Source organism: Blautia sp. AF14-40 (assembly GCF_003479665.1).
GTDB lineage: Bacteria > Bacillota > Clostridia > Lachnospirales > Lachnospiraceae > Fusicatenibacter > Fusicatenibacter saccharivorans.
The window spans coordinates 83,554-101,407 of sequence record NZ_QUHK01000005.1 but is presented as its reverse complement, the minus strand read 5'-3'; the positions used below and the strand labels follow the sequence as shown (position 1 = coordinate 101,407).

Sequence of the window (17,854 nt, the reverse complement as noted above, 5' to 3'; positions counted from 1 at the left end):
TTTTGAAAATCAGAAGAAAACCGGCCGTGGGAAAAGAAAGGAAGTGACAGTGTGCGTGGCGTGTGGAACTGGATTGTCACAAGAACGGCAGACTACGGGCTGCCAAAACAAATTGAACTGATTGATATTGTGCAGATTCTGCTCATTGCATTTTTCGTCTATCACCTGATCCGCTGGCTGCAGAATACAAAGGCCTATACGCTGATGAAAGGTATTTTTCTGATTGGTGTCTTTGTCATCATTGCAAACGTGCTGAAAATGCAGACGATTCTGTGGCTGTTCGGAAACATCGGCGGGGCGGCGATCACAGCGGTTGTAATTATCTTTCAGCCGGAGCTTCGAAGAGTGGTCGAGCAGATTGGAGAAAAGAATCCGCTGTCTGCCATTTCTTTTGCGAGCGGCCAGGAGGAAAATGAACGGTTCAGTGACAAAACCATCAATGAACTGGTAAGGGCCAGTTTTGAAATGGGAGAAGTAAAGACCGGAGCGCTGATCGTCATCGAAAAGACCATCACCCTGGAGGAATATGAAAAGACCGGAATCCCGATTGACGGCGTTCTGACCAGCCAGCTGCTGATCAATATTTTCGAACACAATACGCCGCTGCACGACGGAGCCGTGATTGTACGGAACAACCGTGTCACGGCAGCAACATGTTACCTGCCGCTGTCCGACAACATGGATCTGAACAAGAATCTTGGAACACGCCACCGTGCAGGTGTCGGCATCAGTGAGGTGACGGATTCCTTTACGATTATTGTCTCCGAGGAAACCGGAAATGTGTCGTATGCTTCCGGCGGAGAACTCCACACGGCAGTAACACCGAGCGACCTTCGGGAGCAGCTTCACAAAATCCAGAAGCTCGCGAAAAAACCGGAAGAGAAGAAAGGATGGCATATCCGCGGAATGCGTCAGAAAGTGGAGGGAGAGAAGAAATGAAAAAGAAAATTCTGAAAAAGCTTCTGAACAATCTCCCTTTGAAAATTCTTTCTATCCTGATTGCCATTGTAATCTGGTACGTTGTGGTCAGTGTGAATGACCCGATTGTGAAAGAGCGCTTTGATGTCCCCGTGCAGGTGACCAATGAAGCCTACATCGCAGCCGGAAAGAAAACATACCAGATTGCGGAGGAATACCAGACGGTCACGGTTACTGTCACGGACAACAACTCGGTTGTCAGCCGGCTGAAGGCATCGGATATCACCGTCACGGCCGATCTGACCCAGATTGTGACGATGGATACAAACCCGGTTTATGTGCCGATCAAGGCAGCGTGCTCCATGGTAAAACAGGAAAAACTGAGCACAGTGACAGCAACGATCCCTGTGGAAATCGAGGATGTGGACAGCGAAAAATTCCCGATCACAATTGACGCAGGAAATACGAAACCGGCAAAAGATTACGAAGTGGGAACGATGACTTCCGATCCGGAGAGCATCACCATTTCCGGCCCGACGTCCCTGATCAATAAGATCAGCAGTGTGGTGGCAAAAGTAGATGTAACCAATATGCGGAATTCCGGAACCGTCACGGCGGATCTGATGATTATTGATAAAAACCAGGATGAGATGCCGGAATCCCAGATGGAATTTTTGAATTTCGACAGCGGCTCCCCGCAGGTGGATGTGGATATTGAACTGTGGCGCCGTGTATCCGGTATTAAGCTGAGTGCACTGTACAGCGGAACTCCGGCAGACGGCTATCAGATTAAAAATATCTATACCACACCGGAGGAAATCACCGTTGCCGGATCCGAGGAGGCACTTGCAAAGCTGGCGGATGAAGGCAATACGATTGAAATTCCGGAAGACTATACCTCCGTTGCAGGACAGCGCTCCGATGTGGAGACGACGGTTGACTTAAGCGATGTTCTCGCCGATGTGACAGATCTGAAAGTATCCTCCAGTTCGTCTGCATCCGTTACCGTTCACGTAACGGTTATGCCGAATGAGAGCAGGGAATTTGAACTTGATGTCGATCAGATCGAGACGGGCAATCTTCAGTCCACTTATACCGTTCTGTATGATCAGACACAGCTTGCAATCCGCATTAAAGCATCGGACAAAAATCTGGCCAAATTAGATACTTCCCAGATCAACGCATCCATAGATCTGAATGGAATGGGTGTCGGGGATTACGAGGTACCGGTAAAAATCACACTGCCGGATGGCTATGAGCTCGTAGACAGTGTCAAGACAACGATTCATATCAAAGAAAAAGCAGTAGCAAATAAAACGACAGGAACAAATTAGGAGGGAAACCAATGGTAAGCGGAAAAGTGACCGTGAAAAATCCAACCGGCCTTCATCTTCGCCCGGCCGGAACCCTGTGCAAACAGGCGATGCAGTTTAAATCATCTATTACATTCCACTACGGAGATGGAAATACAGCAAATGCAAAGAGCGTCTTAAGCGTCCTTGGCGCATGCGTCAAATGCGGAGACGAAATTGAGCTGTTCTGCGAGGGAGAGGACGAGGAGGAAGCTCTGCAGTTCCTTGTCAATTCCATCCGGACGGGACTTGGGGAAGAACTGTAAGGAGAAAGAACAATGAAGAAATATGATTATGTTCTGGTTGGCGCCGGTCTGTATTCCGGAGTGATTGCTTATCTTGCCGGTCAGGCAGGGAAAAGCTGTCTTGTACTGGAACGAAGAGATCATACAGGCGGAAATATTTACTGCGAAGAAATCGAGGGAATTCATGTACACAAGTATGGAGCGCATATTTTCCATACTTCGAATAAAGAGGTGTGGCAGTTTGTCAATTCGCTGGCAGAATTCAACCGTTATACAAACTCGCCGATTGCCAACTACAAAGGCGAAATTTATAATATGCCGTTCAATATGAATACCTTCAGTAAAATGTGGGGAATCCGTACACCGGAAGAGGCGAAAACAATCATCGAAGAGCAGAGAAAAGCTGTTCCGGGAGAGCCGAAAAATCTGGAAGAGCAGGCGATCAAACTGGTTGGAAAAGATATTTATGAAAAGCTGGTTAAGGGTTATACAGAAAAGCAGTGGGGAAGAGACTGCAGTGAGCTGCCGAGCTTTATCATCAAACGGCTTCCGGTGCGCTTTACGTATGACAACAACTATTTCAATGACCTTTATCAGGGAATTCCGATTGGCGGCTATAACGTTCTGACAGAGCGGCTTTTTGAAAAAGCGGATGTACAGACAGGTGTTGATTTTCTGGAAGATAAAGAAAAGTACCTGGCGATGGGTGAGACGGTGATTTACACCGGAGCGATTGATGCGTTTTACGATTATGCACTTGGCAAGCTGGAATACCGTACGGTGCGCTTTGAAACAGAAGTGCTGGATACCGACAATTATCAGGGAGTAGCTGTAGTAAACTACACCGATCGGGAGACACCGTATACGCGTGTGATCGAACACAAGCATTTCGAATTCGGAACCCAGAAAAAGACCGTCATTTCCAGAGAGTATTCCACCGACTGGAAAGAGGGGATGGAGCCGTACTACCCGGTGAATGATGCCAGAAACCAGGAACTTTATCAGAAATATGCCGCACTTGCGGAAAAAGAAGAGAAGGTTATCTTTGGCGGAAGACTTGGAGAATACAAGTATTACGATATGGACAAAGTCATTGAGGCTGCACTGAACCAGTGGGAGAAAATGCAGCGGTAGGAAAAAAACTGCAAACGGAAATCAATCAAAACGGACTGCACACTTGACAGCAGTCCGTTTTTTGACTATATTATAAACGATATCCGGCTGGAAAATACCGGAAAATAAGAAAATGAAAGAGGTCGTTATGAGAAAAGAATATGATGACGAGGATGAAATCCCGGAAAGACGCCATTCCTCAGGAAAGAAAAAGAAGAAATTCGGCTGGGTTAATGTGCTCACCATCCTTCTCGTAGTTGTACTGGTTGTGCTCGTCGGTGTCTATGCTGTAATCAATCACTATTACAGCAAGAGTAACTACGTAAGCGATGATAAAATCACGATCAATAAATCCACAGAGGTTGAGACAGAAAGTACCGGGTTGACTGATGAGGAGACGGATGCCCTGCAGTCTGAGATTTTAAATGAGACACAGGACATTGAACTTCCAAACAACAATAACGTGTACAACATTCTGCTGATCGGTGTTGACCGTCGTGACAAAACGTGGTATGGAAACTCCGATTCCATGATTCTGATGTCCATCAATAAAGATACAAAACAGATCCACATGACATCCTTTATGCGTGACCTGTATGCAAATATCCCGGATGTCGGTGTGAAAAAACTGAATGCAGCCTGCGCATATGGCGGCGGTCCGCTGGTTGTACGAACCATCGAGGACAACTACAAACTGCCGATTGACAATTATGCAAGTGTTGACTTCGATTCCATGATTGACATTATCGATGCCATCGGCGGAATCGAGCTTTCGCCGAGCGATGATGAAATCCGTGTAGCGAACCAATATGTTGATGAAATGTGCAGACTCCGTAATGTGGATGCTTCCGCCCATCAGTATACAGCAGGCGGAGAGCAGCATGTGGATGGCTATCAGGCAGTTGCATATGCAAGAATCCGTTACGTTGGAAATTCTGATTATCAGAGAACGGAGCGTCAGCGAGAGGTTTTAAGCAAGATGATGCAGAAAATGAAATCGTCAAGCGTAACAGAACTGAGTGCACTGGCGGATACCATTCTTCCAAGTGTTACCCATAACATTGATCAGTCTACATTGATGACATTGATCGGAGAGCTGCCGACAATTCTGTCCTACGAGATTGTACAGAGCCGTGTACCGTACGACGACTTGTACTCCAGCAAGGGTGAGATGCTTGTTCCGGACTTCGCAGCAACCATCTCGAGACTTCAGACAGAGATCTATGGATCTACCACGGTAAACGAATAAAAGAACAGTAAAAAGCCTTCTGTTTCCGGTCAGAAAACCGGGGTCAGGAGGTTTTTTCTGCCCGAAAAACAGGAAAAAACCATAAGAAATTTGTAAGGTATTTTACCGGCGGATAACTTGAAATAGATGGAAAAATGTAGTAAGCTATAAATTGTATAAGAGTAAAAAAATGGGAGGATGAATAAGAATGAAAAGAAAGTTTCTGGCCGCAGCCGTACTTGGCGTCATGGTAAGTGTTACACCAGCCGGTGCATATGCAGCTTCTACAGAAACCAGTCCATTACCGGTAAATTCGGAAAGTGATACTGTAGCTCAGGCCGAAGACGAAGAAACGACTCCGACTCCGGCGCCAACTGAGACCCCAGAGGTTACACCGAGTGAGACTCCGGCTCCAACCGAGGCACCGACCGCAACACCAACCGTAACACCAACTGAGACCCCTTCCGAGACACCGACGCCGAGCGCAACTCCGGCTCCGGAAGTAAGTAATCTGAAGGAAGGCTGGAACAGCGTTGAAAAAGATGGAAAGAAACAGTTTCAGTACGGAGTTCTGGATGAGAATAATAAGGTGGTAGCTGCTACCGGACCAATAGAAATCGACGGCGTCGATTATGCGTTTGACGAAAATGGCTATATGCTGACCGGTGAAGTAGAGCTGACGGATGAAGATGGAAAAACCGGAATCTACTACTTTGAGACAGAAGGGGAAGATCCTGCAAAAGATGAACTTGGTTCGAGACAGCAGGGTATTTGTGAAGGAAAAGTATTTGCACCGGAACTGAAAAAAAATGAACTTGTTACCATCAAATTTGAGGATGGCAGTGTGGATGATTACTATGCCGATGAAGAAGGCTATGCAGTCTGGAGCACAACTCAGAAAGTAGGAGATGTAACATATCTGTTTGGCAATGATGGAACCCGCGTAAAAGAGGCAGGTTTCCAGACTGTTGTTGATGAAAACAATGTAACGCATACCTATTATCTGAATGCAGAAGACAGCACTGTATCTCTTGGAAATCACAATGCGTATCAGCAGGGAGATCGTACGGTAAGCTGGTTGACGGTTGGCTCTAACTGGTACTTAGTGGATGCGGAAACAGGGGAACTTCTTTCAGGATGGCAAAAGGTAGATACAGCAATCTACTATATGAAACCAGCTTCCTTTGATGCAAACGGAAATTTGAAAGATGGAAGTTTCGAGATGGAAACCGGTAATCAGAAAAATAAATCCGGCTGGGCACAGATTGATGGAAAATGGTACAGCTTCTGCAGCTGGGGCGGCGTACGGACAGGCTGGTTCAATTACGATGGAAATAAATATTATCTCCATGAAGACGGTCATATGGAAGACAACGCGCTGAATGTGAACGGAACCATGTATCTCTTCAAGAGCTGGGGCGGCATGTGTGTCAACGATGTTGGAAGCTATAATGGAAATTATTATTACGTTGGTGCTGACGGAGCCGTTTCGACGACAACAGGATGGAAAAAAATTAAAACCAGCACGCAGACAATCTGGTACTGGGCAACTGCAGACGGCGGAAAACTGCTGACGAATTCCTGGCTGGATTACAATGGAAACAGCTATTATCTGAAAGCCGATGGAAAAATGGCTTTTAATGAGTGGCTGGATAACACCTATTACTTCCGCAGCTGGGGTGCGGCCTACAAAAACGCATGGGCAAAAGTCAACAATGTATGGTATTATTTTGACGGAAATGGAAAGAAATATACCAGCGGCTGGCTGACCTACAAAGGAAATAAGTATTATCTGAAATCCGATGGAACCATGCTTGCCAATGAATGGCTCGATGGAAAATACTACTTCAAGAGCTGGGGTGGTATGTATAAAAACGAATGGGGCAAGTCCGGCGATACCTGGTACTGGTTTAATGCAGATGGAACCAAACGGACGCAAAAAGGCTGGTTCCTCTATGATAAAAATTATTATTATCTGGATAAAGATGGAAAAATGCTGACCGGCTGGGTTTACCATGACGGTAACTATTATTACATGAAGAGCTGGGGCGGCATGGCACATGACGAGTGGATTCTTCATGATAAGAACTGGTACTACTTCAAGAGCTGGGGCGGCATGTACCATGATCAGTGGCTGACACTGAACGGTTCTCAGTATTATTTCCGCAGCTGGGGCGGAAGATATCAGAACTGCACCGCTACGATCAATGGAAAACAGTACAAATTCGATGCTTCCGGACGCAGAATCACGGAAGGATGGGAGTACATCGGAAAATACCGCCGTTACCGCAAAGCAGACGGTTCTTTGATGGAGGATGTGACAAGCATCTTCAATCCGTCATCCAAATACATCACAGTAGACAGAACCCGCGGACGTGTCACCATTTACGGCTATAACAGTGCAACCGGTTCTTACGATACCCCGATCAAATCAATGATCTGCTCCGTAGGAAATCCAATCAGTTACACTGCAGCAGGAACATATAAAATCGGCTGGCAGTTGAAAAAGAAGCAAATGAGAGGTGAAGATTATGTGTGCTGGGCACCATATGTATCACAGATTTATGACGCTGTTTACTTCCATGGCGTAGCAAGCAGCACACCGGATCTGAATATGATCTCTGCCGTAGACTTCAATTCCCTGGGATCACCGATGTCACATGGTTGTGTCAGACTGACTGCAATCGATGCAAAATGGATTTATGATAACGTCAGCAGCGGAACAACGGTCCGCATTGGCGACAATCTGGATTATCCGCTGACAAACCCGACCCGTTATACCTGGACAGGCGGTGCTTTCGGAAGCGATCCGACATATCGATAAAAAATAGAACAGGAATACCTGTATGAGAAAATCCATCGGGGCAGCAGTGCCGCCGATGGATTTTCTGATAAGAAGACATCGGCCATTTTACAGGAAAGGAAGACAGATACGATGGAATTACAGGAAAAGAAAAAGAACCGGACAGAACAGAAAACAGATATGCAGAATAAGGAAAAGGCATTGCTTACCCAACTTGACGAGATTGCAAAACAGGATCTCTGTCTGGCATTCTCCGGCGGTGTGGACAGCAGTCTGCTGCTGAAGCTTGTCATGGATGCATCTGCAAAATATGGAACAAAGGTTTATGCAGTAACCTTTCAGACACGGCTGCATCCGCCCTGCGACCTGGAGACAGCGACAAGAGTAGCAAAGGAGGTTGGCGCTGTTCATGAGGTCCTTTTTGTTGATGAGCTGGAGCAGGAGGCAATCCGTTACAATCCGGAAAACCGCTGCTATCTCTGTAAGCACTATCTATTTGGGAAACTTCTGGAATTTGCCCGCGATCACGGTGTCACCCAGGTACTCGACGGAACAAATGAGGATGACCTTCATGTCTACCGGCCGGGGCGAAAAGCGCTGAGAGAATATGGTGTTATCAGCCCGCTTGCAGCGTGTCATGTGACAAAAACAGAGGTAAAAGCACTTGCCGCAAAGTACGGCGTTTCCGTAGCACACCGTCCATCCACTCCATGTATGGCGACACGCCTTCCCTACGGGGCAGAAATTAACTATGACGTTCTGGATCGGATTGCGGACGGCGAAGCATGGCTTCATACGCTGTTCGGTGCGGAAGAGAATCTCCGCCTGCGTGTACATGGCGATGTGGTGCGTCTTGAAATTGCACCGGAGCGTATGGGGGAAGTGCTTGAGAAGAGAGAAGAAATGATTGCATATCTGAAAAAGCTCGGCTTTTCTTACCTGACGATGGATCTGGAAGGGTTCCGTTCCGGCAGTATGGATGAGAAAATAACACAGAAAGAGGAAACAAAATGAAAGCAATTTTAAGTGCGGACCGCAAATGGGGTCTGGGATATCAGGGACGGCTGCTGGTAAGTATTCCGTCTGATCTGCGGTTCTTCCGTGAAACTACGATGGGACACGTTGTCGTGATGGGAAGAAAGACACTTGCTACACTCCCGGCAGGGCAGCCCTTAAAAGGCAGAACGAATATTATTTTAAGCCGTGATCCGGAATGGAATGTCCGCGGCGCAACCGTTGTCCACAGTATCAAAGAGCTGATGGAAGTGTTAAAGCCGTATGAGGACGACGATATTTATGTTGCGGGCGGCGGAGAAATTTACTGTCAGCTTCTCCCATACTGTGATACGGCATACGTCACACGAATTGACATGACGTATCAGGCGGATACCTTCTTTGAGGATCTTGACGAATCACCGGATTGGGAGATGGTAGAAGAGGGCGATGAGCAGACCTGCTTTGATATTGAATTTTATTTCACGGAATACCGAAGAAAGAATGAAAAGGCAGAACGCCCGAGATAAGGGTAAGACAGGACGTAAAAAACGGAGAAACCACAGAAAAAGCGGCTTCTCCGTTTTTTTATATAGAATACAAAAAGTATCAGTGCTGTCCGCCTGCAGAAAGCTCCAGCATTTTTTTCTTAATATCATTTTCGAGCTGTACCAGCTCAACTTCAGCGGCGGCACGTTTCTGGCGGCCGTCCTCCTGAATCTTCATCACTTCATCGAGGGTAGAGATCAGGCTCTGGTTCGTCTGTTTTAAGGTTTCCATATCGACGATACCGCGCTCAGATTCTTTTGCAGTCTCGATCGTTGCCATCTTCAGATTCTCCGCATTCTTTTTCAGAAGCTCATTTGTCATATCCGAAACCTGGCGCTGTGCTTTGGCAGCCTCAGTCGAGTGATGAACGCCGAGTGCAATGATCATCTGGTTTTTCCAGAGCGGAATGGTGTTGACGAGTGTGGATTGGATCTTTTCGGCCATTACAGAATCGCTGTTCTGAATCATGCGGATCTGCGGCGCTGTCTGGATCGAAACCATACGGGTTAGTTCCAGATCATACAGTTTCTTCTCAAATCGGTTGCAGAGATCTTCGAGATCCTTGGCAGCCTGTGCATCTTCGGCCTTTCCGGTCATCTGCGCTTTATTCTGCAGATCACGGAGTTCTGTGGAACGTACCAGCTCCAGCTTTTTCTTTCCAGCGAGAATGTACATGGTTAGCTCTTTAAAATAATTCAGGTTCTGTGCATACATCTGATCCAGAATGGCAATGTCTTTCAGAAGCTGCCGCTGGTGGCCGTCGAGCACGTCACAGATTTTATTGACATTCACCTCTGCCTTGTCATACTTCGCTTTCATTGCATTGATTTTGTTCGTGCTTTTCTTAAAGAAAGAGAATGGTCCCTTTTCTTCTTCTGCGTCAAACGTTTTCAGCTCTGTCACAACAGAGGTGAGCAGATCGCCGATTTCCCCGAGATCTTTGCTTCTGACGTTCTCCAGCGTTTTCTCGGAAAAGTCTGCCATTTTCTTCTGTGCACCGGCACCGTACTGCAGAATGCCGTTTGTATTGGCAAGATCAATCTGGGAAACAAAGGCATTCACCATGGCTTTCTGTTCGTCGGACAGAACAGAATCATCCATGACCTCTTTCTTTTCTTCCGGCTGCTGTACCGGAAGTTCCGGTTCCGGCTCCGGAGCGCCGAAACTTAAGCTTGGAATTTCAGTGGTGTCCTTTACAAAATCATTCATGTTTTCTATTCTCCTTTTCTTCGGTACGGAAACGTAACCGGTGATTTGATTTCAATTGTATAGCTTTGAATAGTTACATGTGAAGCGGCTCAATATCCTGCTTTGACGGACCTGCCTGATTTGTCAGTCCCTCCTGCGCCAGCATCGTCTGCAGAACAGAGATATCAGAAGAAATATCCCATGCCGTTGTCTGGAACAGATCATCAAGCAGCTTTTCGAATGCGGCATTGATGGTATCCAGTGTGTCCTCGATTTCCTTCTTGGTTCGGAGGATATTGTCGCTTTGAATTGGTTCGTTCTCAAAGGAACGGTAAGCGTCGAGCAGCTTCCAGGTTGTCGGCATATAGTAATCCATAAATTTCCGCAGGGCGGCGGCTTCTTTTGGGCGCTTTTTTGCCTCCTCGAGAATCCGGGTAACAACCGTTTCGAGACGGCTCAGCTTGGCTGTGATGACTTCACCCGGCAGATCCAGGTTGCACTGATGGATCTTCTGAATATAAGATTCACATTCTTCCAGCATCTGCTGGTATTCCGGCGTTACACCGGAGGCCTCCAGCTGTTCACGTGCTTTCTGCTCAGCAATCTGCTGTTCCTTCTGGCTGGCGAGCATTGCGCGGTACTGGTCGTAGCAGTCATTTGTTACCATCAGACAGGTACCATTCTCGTCGAGGTGGCCCTGGCGCAGCATGGATTTATCAATCATGGTCGTAATATCGGTCAGAAGCTCACCTTTCTCACAGTGCATACTGTCGCAGAGTTCTTTCGTGGAAATATATTCCTTTGTGCCGATCAGCGTACAGATCTGGCGGAAATGGCGGACCAGACGCCGGTTTTTACTTCCCTTTTTCAGAAGAATGCCGCCGCCGATGGTAAATGCGGCAAAAATAAGAGAAGGAATCAGCGCGCTGTTGTCTGGACCTGCAAATAAGGAATACAGACTAAGCGCTGTGCAGCAGCCGAACAGTCCGGTGACACCCCAGCCGGCGGCCGTCTGAAATCCGCCGACAAGTGCAAGATCGGTGGATGGCATAAAGCGCTCGCGCAGTACACGGCGTTCTTGTATGCGGCTGTTCCATTCCGTATTCTGGGAGGTCTGCCAGGTATGGGAAGGTTTGGGAACCGGGTTCGCGCTCTTACCCGGCATCGTGCCTCCCGGCCCGTAGGAATAGTGATGCGGTCCGGTCTGCTGCGCTGTATTATTATGGGAAGAATGCTGGCTGCTGTAGGAAGTATCTGCGGAATAGCCGCGGGACGGCTCCTGTGTGCCATTTGCACGGAATGGTCCCTTCCGGTTTGGGTAGACAAACTGGTTGATGGTGTCTGAAATCTTCCGGTTTAATTCCTGAAAATCCTGAGAATTTACAGCGTTATCCACAAGCTTTCCAATACTGTCGCCGACATCCTTTAAATCATCTTCAAAACTCATGACAGTTCCTTTCTGATGAGGTACTTTTTCTGTGTACCGTTTTCCATTTATTATACAATGCGATTGGAAATCTTACAAGCATACAGTGCTTAATTTTCTATGAAGCTGGAGCTGACGGGAATGGTTACAGTTCACAGGAAATGATTTTGTTTTTGGATGAGTTGAAAGAAAGCAGTAACTATTATATACTAAAGAATATCGAATGTCAGAAAAAATCAAATCAGAATAAAGGGGCCGCAATACTAAATGAATAAAAACGAAATTATCCAGATACAGGGAATGGAATATAAAGAAATGACAAAACAGCTTTTGAACAAATGTGCCTTAGCTACGCTCATTCCTTCGAAGGTCAGTCTCATCGGTATTAAGCCAAATCTGGTAGCACCTGTCCCGGCGGAGTTTGGAGGGACGACACATCCGGAGGTGGTTGCGGGGATCATCGAATATCTTCAGGAAAACGGATTTACTAACCTTCAAATCATGGAAGGTTCCTGGGTCGGGGATAAGACAGAGGAATCGTTTGAGGTCTGTGGATACCGTATGCTTTCGGAACAGTACGGCGTTCCGCTTATCGATGCGCAGAAGGAAAAAAGCATGCCGGTGCAGTGTGGTGATATGGAACTTCAGATTTGCGAATGTGCGAAAAAGGTGGATTTTATGATCAATGTCCCGGTCATGAAAGGCCATTGCCAGACTAAAATTACCTGCGCACTGAAAAATATGAAAGGTCTCTTGCCGAATAAAGAAAAACGTCATTTTCATGCCATGGGACTTCATCGGCCAATTGCGCATCTGGGGCTGGGGATTCATCAGGATTTTATTTTGGTGGATAATATCTGCGGAGACCTTGACTTTGAGGATGGCGGTAATCCGTTTATTATGAATCGCCTTTTCGCTGGGTTAGATCCGGTGTTGATCGATGCATATGTCTGCGCGGAACTGCATTATAAGCCAGAAGATGTCCCGTATGTCAAAATGGCAGAAGAGTTGGGCGTGGGCAGCGCTGATCTCACACGGCTTTCAATCCGCCAAATTGGCGAAATTGGTGAAAAAAGAGTGATTCCGGAAAAACGGAAGATCGTGGAACTGCAGGATGCCGTAGAGGAAGTTGAGTCCTGCAGTGCCTGCTACGGCTATCTGATCCCGGCGCTCGACCGGCTGAAGGAGGAAGGACTGCTGCAGGAACTCCACGAAAAAATCTGCATCGGGCAGGGATACCGGGGAAAGAGCGGGGCGCTTGGTGTGGGAAGTTGTACTTCAGGGTTTAAATACAATCTGAAAGGCTGCCCACCGACCGATGAGCAGATGTATGAATTTTTGAAGCAGTACATTGCAACTAGACGAAAAACAGAAGCAGAAAAATAGCAACAGAGGAGAGAGCGAATGAAAAAAGCAGTCAAAGCCATTTTAAATGTATTGTCCTACGGCGGAATTGAAGTAGAATCCGCCCGTCGGCTTGCCGATATCAAGAAGCTGGATCCGATTCGTATTTTTCTGCGAAAATTGGATATGGAAATATATAATGGGGACTACAAGGTTCCGATTCGGCTGTTCTTCCCGGATGAAAAAATGGAGGAGCATGGTGCAAAAGAAGCGATTCTGTTCTTCCATGGCGGCGGCTGGACAACCGAGAGTGTGGAGACATACGACCGTGTCTGCGCGCGCATGGCGCAGTCGACGGGGCAGATTGTTGTATCGGTAGAATACCGTCTTGCACCGGAGCATCGTTTCCCGACAGGCTTAGAAGACTGCTACGCCGCCGCCCAGGCAATGCTGCGCGGGGAGATTCTGCCGGAGGTAACGCCGGAAAATGTCACGATCATGGGCGACAGCGCAGGAGGAAATCTTGCGGCTGCGGTCTGCCTGATGGCGAGGGACAAAAAAGAACTGCTGCCGGGGAAACAGATTTTGATTTATCCGGCGGTAAATTCCTGTTACACAGAGAAATCACCGTACAAATCCGTGAAAACCAATGGAACCGGATACCTTCTGACCAGTGTCAAAATGGAAGATTATGTAATTCTGTATCAGCGGACCGAAGAAGACCGCAAAAATCCGTACTTTGCACCGGTACTGGCAGAAAATCTGCAGGGACTGCCGGACACGCTGGTACTGACGGCGCAGTACGATCCGCTGCGTGATGAGGGCGAGGATTATGCGAAAAAGCTGAAAAGGGCTGGCAATCTGGTTGAACATCATCGGATCAAGGGCGCATTGCACGGCTATTTTGCGCTTGGCATTGAACACCTATATGTGCAGGAAAGTTTTCAGTATATGAATGCATTTTTAAGGAAAGAAAAACAGCAGAAAAATGCAGACGAAGAACTGGAAAACATAGCAGCAGTGAAGAAACAATTGACACACGGGAAGGCGTAAGGAGGCATAGAAAATGAAGAAAGAACATTCTTCGCGCTGGAGAAAGCTGGACAACGCGGCACAGGCATTTCCGGCGGCCACCGGAAAAAAGGATACGAGAGTCTTCCGGTTTTACTGCCAGCTGAAAGAGGACATCCAGGCGGATCTGCTGCAGAAAGCGCTGGAGCAGACAATGGAGCATTACCCGGTGTTTTCCATGGTACTGCGGAAAGGTCTTTTCTGGTTTTATCTGGAGCAGCGCGATCTGCCAGCAAAAGTAGAAGAGGAAAAGCGTCCGCCGTGCAGTGAGATTTACGTACCCGACCACAAAACGCTTCTTTTCCAGGTTTCTTACTATAAAACCCGAATCAATTTCGAAGTATTCCATGCCCTGACAGACGGCACCGGTGCGATGCTGTTTCTGAAAGAACTGGTGAGCAATTATCTGATCTTGTGTCATCCCGAGGAAATCTTTTCAAAGGTCAGCGAAGACATGCTGACAGAGACAGATTTCGAGGAGGACAGCTTTTCACAGTATTACACCGGAAAGAAAAATGAAAAAGAAAAAAGCCGCCCGGCATACCAGATCAAAGGCGAGTATCTGGAGCAGGAGGAGATGGAAATTACTGAGATTCTGCTTTCCGCGGAAGCAGTTCATAAGTGCGCAAAAGCACATGGCGTGTCGGTGACGGCGTACCTTGCGGCGGCGCTGGTATATGCGGTATATGAAGAAATCCCGAAAAGCAGGCTGAAAAAGCCGGTTTCTCTGATGGTTCCAGCCAATCTCCGCAACTTTTTCCCATCCGCATCGATGACGAATTTCTGGAGCTGGATCGAGATTGCCTGTGATCTTGGGCCGGAGGCATCGTTTGAGGATGCCCTGCAGATCACGGGAGCCGCGATGCAGAAAGAGGCGCTGAAGCAGGAGATTTCCACACGTATGAACGATCTGGTGCGGATTGAGCGGAATCCGGTGCTGCGCGCCGTGCCGCTGGAAATCAAAAATCTGGCGCTGATGGCGGGCACGACGCTCGGCGGACGAAGCATTACGACCGTCTATTCCAATATCGGCCGGATTCAGATGCCGCCGGAGTATGAAACATATATTGAGCGGTTCGGATTTTTCACCAGCACCGACAAAGTACAGATGTGTTCCTGTTCCTACGGTGACAGCATGGTGCTTGGAATCACATCTAAAATCGCTGATTCCAATATTGAACGGAACCTGATGCATCTGCTGCAGAAAGAGGGCATCGCCTGTGAACAGGAGGAAAATGATTTTCCGGGACAGAAAGAACAGCCGCACGGGACGGCCAAACTGGGATTGAAAATTTTTTCTTTCACCTGCATCGCGGCTGTCGTACTCTGCTGGATGATGAATTTCCTTGCAACGCCGCAGATGTGGTGGGCAGGTTATGCGACAGCGGGTGTGTTCTGCGCCTGGCTTCTGATCCGGGTGGGATATCAGAAACGGAAAAATCCACTCAAAAACAGTATGTGGCAATTGATCTTTATTATGATCGGTGCGATTCTGTGGGATTATGCGACGGGCTGGATCGGCTGGTCTGTCGATTTCGCAATTCCGCTCGCCGTTCTTATGAATGGCGCGACGATGCAGATTCTGGCAAGAGCGTACAAAATGGAGGTCAGTGAATATCTTTTTTATCTGATGCAGTCCGGAGCAGCAGGAATCGTTCCGGCGATTTTGTGGTTGACGGGAACTGTCCGCATTACCTGGCCGTCCGTGATCTGCGTGGGCCTTAGTGTGCTGTATCTGATCGGGCTGTTTTTTTTCCGCGGAAAAGATTTTATGCGGGAAATGCAGAAAAAATTCCGGGTATGAAGGGAAAAGGTGATAGAAAAAATAAGAAGAGCAGGTAAGAAAAGTGGATGTTGGTCCCTTTTCTTACCTGCTCTTTTGAAACTTGTGTGTGTCTGCGGCGGAAAAGCCTGGAGAGATATCTACTGCGCCTTCTCCTCACAGCCGCAGGAATCCCACGACGGCATTTCATCCCCATTTTTAATCGCATCGCGAACCGCGCTGTAATACCGCACTTTCTGCTGAATATGTTCGAGATCAGATTCCATGCGCTCGATTTTCTCGCGTGTATTCTGCTCATGTTCCTTGAGAATGGCAACCATCTGGTCAATATTTCCCGGGATATCGTTCTCAAGCCGGAAAAACTCCTGAATCCCCGCAATCGGAAGCCCGGTGCGTTTGAAGCAGAGAATTGCGGTCATGCAGTCAATGTGCTGCTGGGTGTAAATTCGTTTCTTACTTTCGGTATGAATGACATCCGTCAAAAGTCCGATCTCCTCATAATAACGAAGCGTAGAGGCCGGAAGTCCAAAACGCTCGGACATTTCACGAATGGTGTAGGTCTGCTGTTCCATGGAAAAACCTCCTTGAACGATAGAGTTTGAATAGTAGAATAACTTCTTAAAGTATACTTTAAGAAAGTGAAATTGTAAAGAGAGAATCTTCGTTACGTTTCACTTGGCAGTGCAGCACTTGCTGTTTTGATGCGTAGGAAAGGAATATTTATCAGAAAGTGAGAAGAAAAAGTACATTGCTTATTTGCACCAGAATGGAATATAATAGAAAGCAGAAAAAACGTGAAAAATGTGAGGAATCATCGTGAAACAGGAAATTATAGCAGACCTGTCCCGGATTACGGAGGAGGAACAGGCGATTCTGGACGGCAAGACGGAAGTGGAAAAGGAGCGGTATTCGAGCGGGCAGAAGTTTGTGATGGATGCGGGAAAGCTGCTGGAGCGGGGAAAATTGATTGATATTCGGCCGCACACGCGGTTTATTCGTTTTCCGGCGCACAGCCACAATTATGTCGAGATGATCTACATGTGCCAGGGAAGCACCGTGCACACCATCAACGGGGACCGGATCGAGCTGAAAACGGGTGAGCTGCTGATTCTGAATCAGAATGCAGTGCAGGAAATTGAACCGGCAGGGCGTGACGATATCGCGGTCAACTTTCTGATTCTGCCGGAGTTTTTTGACCAGACGCTGCGAATGATCGGGGCAGAGGAGAATCAGTTAAAGGATTTTATCGTCGGCTGTCTGAAAAGCGGGGAGGTACCGCTCTGTTATCTGCATTACAGAATCGCGGATGTCCTTCCGGTGCAGAATCTGATCGAAAATCTCGTCTGGACGCTCTTACATCACCAGAGCAATAAGCGGAGCATCAATCAGATTACGATGGGCCTTTTATTTCTGCAACTCATGAACTACACCGAACGCGTGCAGGTGGGAGAGCAGTATTTTGAACAGGAGATGCTGCTCGGCGTATACCGCTATATCGAGGAACATTACCGGGAGGGCAGCCTTTCGGAACTGGCGGAAGAACTGCACTACGATTTTTACACCTTAAGCCGCATGATCCGCCGCCTGACCGGGAAAAACTACACCGAACTCGTTCAGAACAAACGCCTGACCCAGGCCGCGTATCTGTTGGAAACGACGGGACTTTCCGTGGCAGACATCGGCGAGCGGGTCGGGTATGAGAACATGAGTTATTTCCATCGGATTTTCAAAGAGCGCTATGGAATATCGCCGAAGAAGTACCGGGTGGAGAAGAAAATACAATAGGACAAGAAAAACGGATCGAGTATCTGACTTTAAAATCAGATGTTCGATCCGTTTTT

The 17,854-nt window shown here is 47.5% G+C and carries 15 protein-coding genes; 12 read left to right on the top strand and 3 right to left on the bottom strand.

Features of this window, described 5'->3' with window-relative positions; all coding sequences use genetic code 11:
* The first annotated feature begins 51 nt into the window (after nucleotides 1–51).
* The 8 genes from cdaA to DWW13_RS05710 all read left to right on the top strand — a co-directional run bounded on the left by cdaA (nucleotide 52) and on the right by DWW13_RS05710 (nucleotide 9,182).
* Nucleotides 52–939 carry a diadenylate cyclase CdaA gene (cdaA, locus tag DWW13_RS05745; protein WP_330410111.1) on the top strand — a complete coding sequence of 296 codons (888 nt, stop codon included), beginning with the start codon at nucleotides 52–54 and terminating at the stop codon, nucleotides 937–939.
* Nucleotides 936–2,252, top strand: coding sequence for a CdaR family protein (locus DWW13_RS05740; protein ID WP_158554979.1), 1,317 nt, complete (start codon nucleotides 936–938; stop codon nucleotides 2,250–2,252). The genes cdaA and DWW13_RS05740 overlap by 4 nt, the downstream gene beginning before the upstream one ends.
* A gap of 11 nt (nucleotides 2,253–2,263) precedes the next feature.
* Nucleotides 2,264–2,536, top strand: coding sequence for an HPr family phosphocarrier protein (locus DWW13_RS05735; protein WP_022462230.1), 273 nt, complete (start codon nucleotides 2,264–2,266; stop codon nucleotides 2,534–2,536).
* A gap of 12 nt (nucleotides 2,537–2,548) precedes the next feature.
* Nucleotides 2,549–3,649: a UDP-galactopyranose mutase gene (glf, locus tag DWW13_RS05730; protein WP_117801481.1), complete on the top strand. Its 1,101-nt coding sequence runs from the start codon at nucleotides 2,549–2,551 to the stop codon at nucleotides 3,647–3,649.
* Between the two features lie 127 nt (nucleotides 3,650–3,776).
* Nucleotides 3,777–4,877 carry an LCP family protein gene (locus DWW13_RS05725; RefSeq protein ID WP_158565815.1) on the top strand — a complete coding sequence of 367 codons (1,101 nt, stop codon included), beginning with the start codon at nucleotides 3,777–3,779 and terminating at the stop codon, nucleotides 4,875–4,877.
* Nucleotides 4,878–5,064: 187 nt separating this feature from the next.
* Nucleotides 5,065–7,680, top strand: coding sequence for a L,D-transpeptidase family protein (locus tag DWW13_RS05720; protein ID WP_117761058.1), 2,616 nt, complete (start codon nucleotides 5,065–5,067; stop codon nucleotides 7,678–7,680).
* A 111-nt stretch (nucleotides 7,681–7,791) separates the two neighbouring features.
* Entirely contained in the window at nucleotides 7,792–8,673 is an 882-nt protein-coding gene (larE, locus tag DWW13_RS05715) for an ATP-dependent sacrificial sulfur transferase LarE (protein WP_330376945.1), read from the top strand.
* A complete protein-coding gene (locus DWW13_RS05710) occupies nucleotides 8,670–9,182 on the top strand; it encodes a dihydrofolate reductase (RefSeq protein ID WP_117761060.1) in 513 nt (170 codons plus the stop codon). Before larE ends, DWW13_RS05710 begins: the two co-directional genes overlap by 4 nt.
* Nucleotides 9,183–9,261: 79 nt before the next feature.
* On the opposite strand, the gene DWW13_RS05705 is transcribed toward DWW13_RS05710, so the two are convergent.
* Nucleotides 9,262–10,410 (bottom strand): toxic anion resistance protein, encoded by a 1,149-nt coding sequence (locus DWW13_RS05705; protein ID WP_117761062.1) that lies wholly within the window; start codon nucleotides 10,408–10,410, stop codon nucleotides 9,262–9,264.
* 73 nt (nucleotides 10,411–10,483) lie between these two features.
* Nucleotides 10,484–11,836, bottom strand: a complete 1,353-nt coding sequence (locus DWW13_RS05700; RefSeq protein WP_117761064.1) for a 5-bromo-4-chloroindolyl phosphate hydrolysis family protein — start codon at nucleotides 11,834–11,836, stop codon at nucleotides 10,484–10,486.
* Between the two features lie 246 nt (nucleotides 11,837–12,082).
* On the opposite strand from DWW13_RS05700, the gene DWW13_RS05695 reads away from it, so the two are divergent.
* The 3 genes from DWW13_RS05695 to DWW13_RS05685 are packed head-to-tail and all read left to right on the top strand — an operon-like array spanning nucleotide 12,083 to nucleotide 16,034.
* Nucleotides 12,083–13,201 (top strand): DUF362 domain-containing protein, encoded by a 1,119-nt coding sequence (locus tag DWW13_RS05695; protein ID WP_117761066.1) that lies wholly within the window; start codon nucleotides 12,083–12,085, stop codon nucleotides 13,199–13,201.
* Between the two features lie 18 nt (nucleotides 13,202–13,219).
* Nucleotides 13,220–14,212, top strand: a complete 993-nt coding sequence (locus DWW13_RS05690) for an alpha/beta hydrolase (RefSeq protein WP_117761068.1) — start codon at nucleotides 13,220–13,222, stop codon at nucleotides 14,210–14,212.
* Between the two features lie 13 nt (nucleotides 14,213–14,225).
* A complete protein-coding gene (locus DWW13_RS05685; RefSeq protein WP_055227317.1) occupies nucleotides 14,226–16,034 on the top strand; it encodes a DUF6320 domain-containing protein in 1,809 nt (602 codons plus the stop codon).
* A gap of 119 nt (nucleotides 16,035–16,153) precedes the next feature.
* Here the strand turns inward: DWW13_RS05685 and DWW13_RS05680 are convergent, their stop codons facing one another.
* Nucleotides 16,154–16,585 (bottom strand): MerR family transcriptional regulator, encoded by a 432-nt coding sequence (locus DWW13_RS05680; RefSeq protein ID WP_055227315.1) that lies wholly within the window; start codon nucleotides 16,583–16,585, stop codon nucleotides 16,154–16,156.
* Nucleotides 16,586–16,829: 244 nt separating this feature from the next.
* On the opposite strand from DWW13_RS05680, the gene DWW13_RS05675 reads away from it, so the two are divergent.
* Nucleotides 16,830–17,798 (top strand): AraC family transcriptional regulator, encoded by a 969-nt coding sequence (locus tag DWW13_RS05675; protein WP_117761070.1) that lies wholly within the window; start codon nucleotides 16,830–16,832, stop codon nucleotides 17,796–17,798.
* Nucleotides 17,799–17,854 lie beyond the last annotated feature (56 nt).